A 9,132-nucleotide genomic window follows, 5' to 3' on the forward strand; every position below is an offset into this window, starting at 1 on the left:
CTCTATGCGGCAGCCTACGCTGACGACGGCCAGCGACACCCGCGGTTAGATGTGACAACCGCGATTGGAGCAGGAGGAAGTGCAAATTCAGGGTGTGTGATCGACCGCGATGCCGCATGCTTGCCGCGGAGACCGGCAGGGCTGGCCTCGCGTGCCTCAGCGGGGAACGCCATGTCGGCATCGACAGCCGGACTTACTACTTCATCGAGACGAGGCAGGTAGCTTGATCATCATCGCGAACCGTTGAACTTTGTTCGGCCCGCTGTCTTTCATCCTCTTTGACACGGAGTTCTGGCAGCCACCCTGCCAATATGCGTGAGGAGGCAGGGATGCGCCGCACTCCTGCTATCGAGTTCACCCGCTTGCTGAACTGCCACATCGCCTTTCGATCCTCCCAGATAATCTGTGACCCTTCCCGATCCCAACTGACGATCTGCGTGGCTTCCCTGCCCGAAGTGCCACACCGCCAGGTCAAGCTCGCGCAGCGCACCTGCTACCCTCGACAAAAGTTTAACCGTTGTCTCGGCTCACAAGATCGCCAGCCAAAGCTTTGTTTAGGTCGAGCACGAGATCGATATTGACTCTCGACGCCATCGGAACATAATAGGAACAATCTTGGCGATGCGGCCGCCTACCTCACAATTCGAACCACGGAGAACGAGCATGTTTGCGCGATCGATAGACCATGCCGCTGCACAGGATAACGGTGTCGATATGTATATGACACCCGCTGGCGAGGTGAGCGCAGCCGATGTCCACCCCGACCTCATTCGGATGGTTGGCACGCGTGCGATCAGCAGTCTGCGTTTTGCCGTGGCTTGCGCCTATGCGATGCCCGACGCTGGGCCGTATGGCGAAATAGAAGTGGCGATTGACGAAGCGGCTAAGCAGGCTTGCGGCGGCCACCGGCTTTATAACCCGGACCGGTTCTCGAAGGCAGCTTGGTTTCCGTGGCAAGGCGACATCGATGACGCTATCGGCGGCGCCTACGTTCGGATCAGAGCGCATCAGGCCAACCAGGAACCTGTTTGATGTCTCATGTTATAAAAAATCCGCCAAGGCCGTCCGCTTCCGACGAGTCCGCCGCGGCTCACGCTTGGCTTGACGGCGACGCAATAGCAGCTATCCAGGCGCTGCTCGATAACTGTTGGCATCTGCGCATTCAATCGACCCTTGCGGGGGCCGCAACGGGCAAGGGCTTTGCTCGCTTGTCTGGGCCTGCCTGCGAGCACGGGGATTGACGTGCTCGACAAACCGCAACCTAAGACGCAGTTTCGCAAGGCTTTCGACGAATGGTGGAACGCCCAGACACCCGAATTCAGGGAACGCACGGACGTCCACGCAGCCTGGACCATCTTCCAGGCGGGCTACACGGCTGGCAAACGCAAAAACCTGAAGCGGTACATATTCCGGGTCGGCAAATTCCGGATCACTCGCTGGGCCGAAAGCGTTACCGCAGCCAAAGAGGAAGCGATCATCGAAGCTGACTACCGTGTTGCGATGAGAGGTGGAAAGCCCCCTGCCGGCGGCTGGCGCCTGGAGCGGCTCGGTGCCTCGTAATGGCGCCTACTGGCTGTCTGAATATGCCGGCCGGACCGTCGAGTTCCTTTGCATCAAATGCGAAAGGGCCGGCGCGGCATCGGCAGACGATCTTCTGGCCGAATCCGGTGATCAGAGCATGCCGAGCCTTCGTTACCATCTGGCTTCGCGGTTCGGCTGCACGCGCGGACCGAACGCGCCGATCAATGAGACCTGCAAGCTCTCGTATGCTGGAGCCGGCACAGTCCTGCTGAAGGAAGAGCCGAAGGCCGATGATGATAGGACGATCGGCGAGCTGGCAGAGTACAACACCATTTTTGCTCAGTGCTTGGCATGCAAACGCCGCAAGCCGGTGAGCCGCTGGGAGATCCAGCGAAGGTTCGGGAAGGATGTCACCATGGGAGCGCTCGCGAAAGCCATGCGCTGCAAGTGCGGAAAGAAAGGCGCGAGCCTTTACCTGGGGAATATGTCGCGATGAGCGACACCGGCAGACCCAGGCAGTAATCTGCGCCGAACAAGCGCTTCAGTTGCGGAGCCCGCCGCGCTCGAAAGCGGGGGTTCAGCGGGCTCCTACCGCAATGCGGCCAAACCAATAAGCAGCTAGTTGATGAGTCGTTCAAAACCGGAACCTTCCCTTCCACACTCGGACGACGACAGGCTTAAGGCGGCATAAATAGTGTACCGTTTAGGAATACCTGCCGCCGCGATGATGTAACTCGTCGGCTAAACAAGGCGGGATAGCCGGTGTTTGCTCGCTGCTCTGCTGACTATGCCATGAGCTACCCGGTCCGTTACCTTCCGCTTGCCAGGCTGCCCAAGTGCCGCCTGGTGCGCCGTCAATATCCAATTGAAGGCGCGCGAAATCACATAGGCCCTTTGGCTTAAGCCACCAATGGAACAATTTTCACGGTGGAAAGGTGTGCATGCTGAGGGCAAGGAACGTTACGCGACCCCTGCGGATGCGGTAGGACCCAGAAGATCCGAGGTGTTTTTCGGATCTTTGCTATCCTGTCGGGTAAATGGGTTGGTGGCTTTTACCAGGCTGTTGAGGAAATCAACGGTGGCAAGCTCGATGCGTCGCCCACAACCCGGGCTGTCATCGAAGCATTGATGCTAGCAGATCCGCAGTCAACAGTTTTCCGCCGCAAAGCCGGCTTGCCATTGGTCATCGATTTTCCTCAATGGAATAGATGGCATGTAGCAGTGCAAGGTGGCTGAGGCCCTGAGGCAGGTTTCCAAGCCCCGAGCCGGTCGCCGGATCGATCTCTTCGTTCAGAATGCCGAAATTATTTCCAAGCCTTTCGAGCAAGCGCTTGAGCAATTGCTCGGCATGATCGACCTCACCTAAGAAGGCATATGCTTCGACAAGCCAGCATGAGCAGGCAACAAAAGTCCCCTCCTCCTTCGCAGCGCCGCTGTAGCGGTAAACCAGCGGACCGACAGCCAGCTCTCGTTCGATTGCGGCCCGCGTACTCTTGAGGCGGTCGTCGTGCTCGAAACCGAAGCGGGTTGTCAGCAAGAGCGCCGCGTCGAGCCGATCGGTCCCGGCAAAAAATGTGTATGCCTGCTTCTCGCTGGACCAGCAGTTCTCGTCGATCCATTTGCGTATTTGATCGCTCACGCCAAGCCAGCGATCAGCGTCGCCCCTGATATGTCCTTCCCTGGCAAGCCAGGCCGCGTTCTTCAGCGCCAGCCAGCAGCCAATTTTGGAAAAGGTGTAGTGTTGCTGGTCCTCAAGCTCCCAAATACCGCAGTCCTGCTCGCGCCACCGTGTCAGGCATTGATCCGCCAAGCCTGCCATAAGCCCGGCTGCCTGCGGATCAAGGACATGGCCACATTTTGCAAACAGGGCTGCGGTTTCCAGGACATCGCCGTAACAGCTGAGCTGTGTCTGTGTTCTGGCCCTATTGCCCACCCTGACAGGCGATGACGCCTTGTACCCGGGGACGGCGACCGTTCGCTCGTCAGGCACTGCCTCGCCTGTCAATGTGTAGACGACCTTCGGTACCGGCCCATCGTCAGATATGGTACGGACCAACCAGCCAAAAGCACCGATGGGCTCCTCAAGTGATCCCGCACGCAGCAAAGCCTTGATCGTATAGGCAGCATCCCGCACCCACGCATATCGGTAATCATAGTTTTTGACGCCGCCAAACCGCTCAGGAAGTCCAGACGTCGCGGCTGCAGCGATAGCCCCAGTCTTGGAATAGACGAGAAATTTCAGGGATAGCGCACAGCGCACAAGGTCGCCTTTGAATGGGCCGTCATAGGCCAACTCGCTGGACCACCTTCGCCACTCGTCATCGCTGAGGTCAATCCGACGGTCGATATCCTTGAGGTTTGGTATGGCAAGAGGAGCTTGATCGGCCACGAGAAAAGCAACACATGTCGATGAACCGGCTGACGTCGTGTGGCAGGCAAGTGTTCGCTGATCCTCATCGACGATGATACCAACCTTATCATCGTGACAGAAGGTTGTTGTCAAATCCCCGATATACCGTATTGCTGCGTTCGGATGATCGGCGCGCCTTACCTGCCGCTCAGCGCATGTCGGCTCCAGCGTAATTTTGAATTCGACAGAACCCCTCAAACCTTCAATTCGACGAGCCAGTTCGCACCACGGCAGCCGTCCAGCGACACCGCTGTTCAGGGACTCGGTCAACCGGGCAGACCCGGTGTCGGTGATGAAGATCGTTTCCAGAACATTGCTGTCTTGCCGGTATTGCCGCTCGATGTGAAACTCTGCGGTCGGCGTGATGGTGAATTGACCGCCCGCTGGATCATGCAGACGGTTGAACAGCGGCGGGCAGTCCATGTCGGGGGCGCACCACCAGTCAATGGCGCCGTCAGCGCCGACAAGGGCAACTGAGCGACCATCTCCCACTGCAGCGTAGTGCTCCAGTGGGAGATAGCCGTCAATCCTGACTGGAACGAGGGTTCCCAGCATCAGGGTAGCGTATTGCCGCCGGTCACGCCAAAGCTCTCGCCCGTGATGTAGCTCGATTCCTGGGAGGCCAGGAAAACGTAGATTGGCGCACATTCGGCTGGCTGACCGGGACGTTTCATCGGGACCTCGCTGCCGAACGCCGTGATGACGTCCTGCGTTTGGCCTCCGGATGTCTGCAGCGGCGTCCAGAATGGACCAGGTGCCACGATGTTCACGCGGATCCCCTTTGGCAGAACCTGCTTGGACAGTGCCTTGCTGAACGCGACGATTGCCGACTTCGTCGGCGCGTAGTCGAGAAGTGTCGCAGACGGCTGGTAAGCTTGAATGGAAGCGGTATTGATGATCGATGAGCCTTCAGGCATGAGCGGGACAGCCGCCTTGCATATCCAGAACAGGGCGTAGACATTCGTCTTGAAGGTTTCATCGAATTGTTCGGTTGTCAGCTGCGAAATGTCGGCGATGGCTTTCTGGCGACCAGCCACATTGACCAGGAGATCGAGACCGCCCAGCTCGTTATTCGCTGTCTCAACAAGCTTTTTGCAGAACGCTTCGCGTTTGAGATCGCCAGGGATCGCGACTGCCTTTCGGCCTTCCGCCTCAATGAGCTTGATCACCTCCTCCGCGTCGCTCTGTTCTTCAGGCAGATAGTTTATGACGACGTCGGCTCCCTCACGGGCGAAGGCAATCGCGGCTGCCCGGCCGATCCCGGAGTCGCCACCAGTCACGAGTGCTTTGCGACCGTTCAGTCGACCGGTACCCTTATAGGATGTTTCACCGTGATCGGGCACAGGCTGCATCTTGCTCGCCAAGCCGGGTACTGGCTGTGGTTGCTCAGGAAATTTCGGCTGAGGATACTGCGTGAGCGGGTTCTGCATATTAAACTGGTCGGCGGAAGCCATTGATCATCTACCCTTTTTCATGAAGGAGAGATCAAAAGCTCCGTGATAGGAAGTTGTTCCCGAGCAGCGCAGAAAGGGCACTTAATTTCGGAACTGTTTCTGCTTTCGGTGGTTGGTCGAATGCGGGCTACGGCCGTTGCCGCCGCCCTATCCTCAACGGGCCAACTCCTATGAACATCGAGCACAAATCTTTTAGACCAAGTGACTGGGTCCCAAACAACACTCGGTTGCCAGTCCTGATCTACCGCCAGGCAATTTTCCATGCCACCTCGTCGGATTTCGAGGAGGCATTCGAGGAGAACGGCTGGACCGGTATCTGGCGCGATGGCGTGTTCGATTATCATCATTACCACTCGGGAGCGCATGAGGCGTTGGGCGTGGGGCGCGGTACAGCCAAGCTTCAACTCGGCGGACCTGGTGGCGAAATCATCGAACTCGCGACGGGAGATTGCCTTCTCCTACCAGCAGGAACGGGCCACAAGAAAATAGAGGCATCAAGCGACTTCGAGATCGTCGGAGCTTACCCTCCGCGCCAGCAGGCAGATATCCAGACGCAGGCACCGAGCGCCGAGCTGCTTGCGATCATTTCGTCGCTTTCAATACCAGGCAACGATCCGGTCGTTGGCGCGACCGGTGGCTTGAAAGAGTTTTGGCGATGATTTTTTCCTTTGCCAATGCCTGATCGCGCGGTTCGACGCTTTGGCAATTCCCAGTAAAGTGGCGCAATGTCCTTCGAGGATCTGGGGAGGGCACACGCTTGCTGTGCGCCCGCGCCTCTAGGTGTGTGGCCCCCAACATGTCACGGCATTGACGAACCAGCTCTACAGCGAGGCTGCCCGCCGGCAGCGGTCTGATAAGCTCGGCCTCCGGTTGCGAAAGGTCAAGCCAGGCCTGCCAATCGTGACGCCGATAGCGATATCGCTCAAGGCGCAATCAGGCGGTCGCGGCGGAACGAACTTTTCGGACAGAGGTTCACCCCTTCGAGGCAATCAAGTCTCTTGAGAGGAGTTTTCCGATGGGAAGCACAGCTGACAAGGTTTCCGGTAAAGCCAATGAACTGGCTGGCAAAGCCCGCCAAAGCGTGGGCGATGCAACCGATAACCGTGATATGAAGGCAAAGGGCATGGCGCAAGAAGCCAAGGGCGATGCTCAGCAGGCGAAAGGCCAGGCTAAGGACGCAGTAAAGAAGGTCGTCGATAAGGCATAACGCCTTCGGCAGGACATGGTGGTCCGCTGGTAGTGCTACCCCAGCGGGCCGGCTCTCATAGCCGCGCTTCCCTAGATTCTAGTGCCAGATCTCCGTCCTGACCCCCGTCTTCGTAAGCCCATGCCAGGGAACCCACAGCGTGTAGCAGACAGGCAGATATCTTCAGAACACATGCAGGCAGACTTTGAGGCCCCCGCTTTGTCGGAGGTGCGGCCCTCACTTGCAGCAGCATGGTTCCTGGACAAATTGTGAAATGCTGATGAGCGATCTTCCATCGCTGCAATCAGCTGGACTTCATCGCTTCCTCGGCAGCAAGCATTTCAGCGATGCTTGCTCCCTCGCGGGTCGTTGCTGGTCCGGGCGTGGTCGCAGCAATACGCAAGTCTTCCAACATCTGCGCAGCGAACGCTATAGCGTCGTCATCGCTGGAAACGCTGTCGGCTCACATGCGGACAGCCACAAGCTCGTTGCCCTCCCCATGAAACTCCACCGTGACAGTCGCCTCTGTCGTCCTGGCAACATTTGTCCGCACCAGATGCATTCCGAAATTCCCTCCACTTCATGGACGCGACCCCCGCAGCAGCCGCGCAGGTTAAATCTACCGACCACTACTTTGTTCCAACCGCGTTCTTAGAAGCAGGACACGCACCAAGCTGGCGCAGCCCGGCGAAAGCTGCAGCCTCTATCTCTTCGTCGTCCCCGGTATGCTCGTCACGATCGCCGATACCGGATCACTGGCAGGGAAGCTATCCTCGAGCCCCTCCTCCAGTTCGGCCTCCAATTCGACTTCGTCGTGACTTTCGCGAGCGCTTGGGACCGGCTCCAGACCTCTACTGCCTTCATCAAAGTTGCCATTGCTCAAGGCATCGTATCGGTTGAGGCTTCCTTCCGGTCGCTGGGCTAACATGCCGCTCAAAACGGCCGTTAGACCGTTGTTGCCGGCCTGGTCGTCCGCAACTTGCTGGAAGACACCTGCCATTCCAGCGAATATTTCGACAGCTGGCTCATCCGCTCCCAGAAACGCGCCAATTTCGTTCATTTCCGCAACCCAACGGTACGCTTTGGGATACATGTCAGGAATGCCGTGGCCGAGCTTCTCGACCAGCTGCCGCTGACTTTCGGATAGCTCCGCCATCAGGGCTTTGTCAGCTCCATTCCGAGCGGCTGCCAACAGCATCGCGGTGCCGAGGCCAATCAGGCCTTTGTTGATACCGGCGTAGCACATCTTGAGTGCCGATGCGGCACCGACATCGCGCTCAAGAAGACGCGCATCCAAGCCGAATTCGGTGAGAACCGCTACGGTCTCTCTTGCATCTCCGCTGATATAGAAGCGGGGGCCGGGTTTGCCTGCCTGTGGCGGACCACCGATAATGCAGGCGTCGAGAACTGTCGCAGCAGTGTCCTTAAAGACTTCAGAGACCTTTTCCATCGTTTGTGGAGAAACGGCATTGCAGTCAACGAATGTCGTAGAAGATTTGGATGAGCGAACCGCCGTCGCGACCTTGTCGGCCACCGCTAAAGCCTGAGACGGCGGGACAATCGACAAGATGATATCGGCGTCGACCAACGACATCAGGTCTTCCTCACGGATGCCAGCAACCGCAGCCCGATCCCGTGTCGCTGAACTGCGTCCTTCCAAGGTGGTACTGATTTCCGCTCCGGAGGACATAAGGGCTTCCGCGACAGCGCTACCCATAGCTCCCATTCCGATCACAGCGATTTTTGACATTAACATTTGCCTTTATGATATTGAAGTCGGAACTAGTGGCGACAAGCTCCGATGCAAGTTACCTTTGCCGAGATAGCCAGCAACGATGACCGTCACTTGGGAATTTTAAGCGCGAGACTCAGCAGACGATCTCGGCCGTGCGATCGCTAGACGCGACAGATGCTGTGGCGCTGATGGAACTCACCGGGATCAACACCTACGAGAAGATTGTTGAACTCATGGAGCAGTGCTATCCTAACATTCCGGGAATCGTCGTTCCCCCCGTCTCCTAGCAATTGAGCACGAAGATCAAGGGTTTGGTAGATGAATACAATGGCGCCAATGCAAGCGAGTCCGACCTGGATCGCTGGCCGCGGCCGTCCACTCGCACCTTGAGACGGGTAGCGAGTTTCGATACCACCTTGCCAGTTTTCTTGACGGTTTTTACATTGATCCCTCAAGTCGCCGGAGACGAGAGCGGCTCGTTGATACACCCGATTTAACGGTTGACCAGCGTTTTGACGCGCTGGTGAGAGCTATTGGGGAACACCTCTGCCGTAGGTGGAGGCTAGGACCGGCTCCGCTTTGGACCGACGCGCCGGAACGCTTCCTAAAGAAGCCATGGTTCCTTGGACAAGAGCGCATGAAGCCGTTTTACATTGCCGAAAGCCCCAGCGCTTACAGGCGCCGATTCATTTTCACGGAAATGGAGCCTCTTCGTCGGGCGCGCATGGTAAGCATCCGGTGAAGACCACAGGTCAGGCAGCTTGAGCGTTGACGGTCGGCGGCGTCCAATTCCACGGAAGCAACTGCTCCAGCCTGATAATCGGCG

8 protein-coding genes and 1 pseudogene are annotated in these 9,132 nt (G+C 57.7%); 5 read left to right on the top strand and 4 right to left on the bottom strand.

Annotated features, from left to right (window positions below):
- Positions 1-663 precede the first annotated feature (663 nt).
- The 3 genes from ACQZ5H_RS22335 to ACQZ5H_RS22345 all read left to right on the top strand — a co-directional run bounded on the left by ACQZ5H_RS22335 (position 664) and on the right by ACQZ5H_RS22345 (position 2,017).
- Positions 664-1,032: a hypothetical protein gene (locus ACQZ5H_RS22335; RefSeq protein ID WP_199629744.1), complete on the top strand. Its 369-nt coding sequence runs from the start codon at positions 664-666 to the stop codon at positions 1,030-1,032.
- Positions 1,033-1,242: 210 nt separating this feature from the next.
- Entirely contained in the window at positions 1,243-1,560 is a 318-nt protein-coding gene (locus tag ACQZ5H_RS22340; RefSeq protein ID WP_199629745.1) for a hypothetical protein, read from the top strand.
- Complete coding sequence (locus tag ACQZ5H_RS22345) at positions 1,550-2,017, top strand: hypothetical protein (RefSeq protein WP_203431269.1); 468 nt, start codon at positions 1,550-1,552, stop codon at positions 2,015-2,017. Before ACQZ5H_RS22340 ends, ACQZ5H_RS22345 begins: the two co-directional genes overlap by 11 nt.
- A 687-nt stretch (positions 2,018-2,704) precedes the next feature.
- Here the strand turns inward: ACQZ5H_RS22345 and ACQZ5H_RS22350 are convergent.
- Both ACQZ5H_RS22350 and ACQZ5H_RS22355 read right to left on the bottom strand, forming a co-directional pair.
- On the bottom strand, positions 2,705-4,486 hold the full coding sequence (locus tag ACQZ5H_RS22350) for a glycoside hydrolase family 15 protein (RefSeq protein WP_449099017.1): 1,782 nt from the start codon (positions 4,484-4,486) through the stop codon (positions 2,705-2,707).
- A complete protein-coding gene (locus ACQZ5H_RS22355; protein WP_449099018.1) occupies positions 4,486-5,385 on the bottom strand; it encodes an SDR family oxidoreductase in 900 nt (299 codons plus the stop codon). Before ACQZ5H_RS22355 ends, ACQZ5H_RS22350 begins: the two co-directional genes overlap by 1 nt.
- Positions 5,386-5,555: 170 nt before the next feature.
- Between ACQZ5H_RS22355 and ACQZ5H_RS22360 the strand changes: the two genes are divergently transcribed.
- Together ACQZ5H_RS22360 and ACQZ5H_RS22365 are read left to right on the top strand one after the other, a co-directional pair.
- Positions 5,556-6,044 (top strand): cupin, encoded by a 489-nt coding sequence (locus ACQZ5H_RS22360; RefSeq protein WP_199629749.1) that lies wholly within the window; start codon positions 5,556-5,558, stop codon positions 6,042-6,044.
- Positions 6,045-6,400: 356 nt separating this feature from the next.
- Entirely contained in the window at positions 6,401-6,592 is a 192-nt protein-coding gene (locus ACQZ5H_RS22365; protein WP_199629750.1) for a CsbD family protein, read from the top strand.
- Between the two features lie 682 nt (positions 6,593-7,274).
- Here the strand turns inward: ACQZ5H_RS22365 and ACQZ5H_RS22370 are convergent.
- Both ACQZ5H_RS22370 and ACQZ5H_RS22375 read right to left on the bottom strand, forming a co-directional pair.
- Positions 7,275-7,817, bottom strand: a complete 543-nt coding sequence (locus ACQZ5H_RS22370; protein WP_449099020.1) for a DUF1932 domain-containing protein — start codon at positions 7,815-7,817, stop codon at positions 7,275-7,277.
- A gap of 93 nt (positions 7,818-7,910) precedes the next feature.
- Positions 7,911-8,327, bottom strand: a pseudogene (locus ACQZ5H_RS22375) (NAD(P)-binding domain-containing protein); the annotation flags it as partial.
- Positions 8,328-9,132 lie beyond the last annotated feature (805 nt).

The sequence above is a fragment of the Rhizobium sp. 21-4511-3d genome (genome assembly GCF_053522545.1).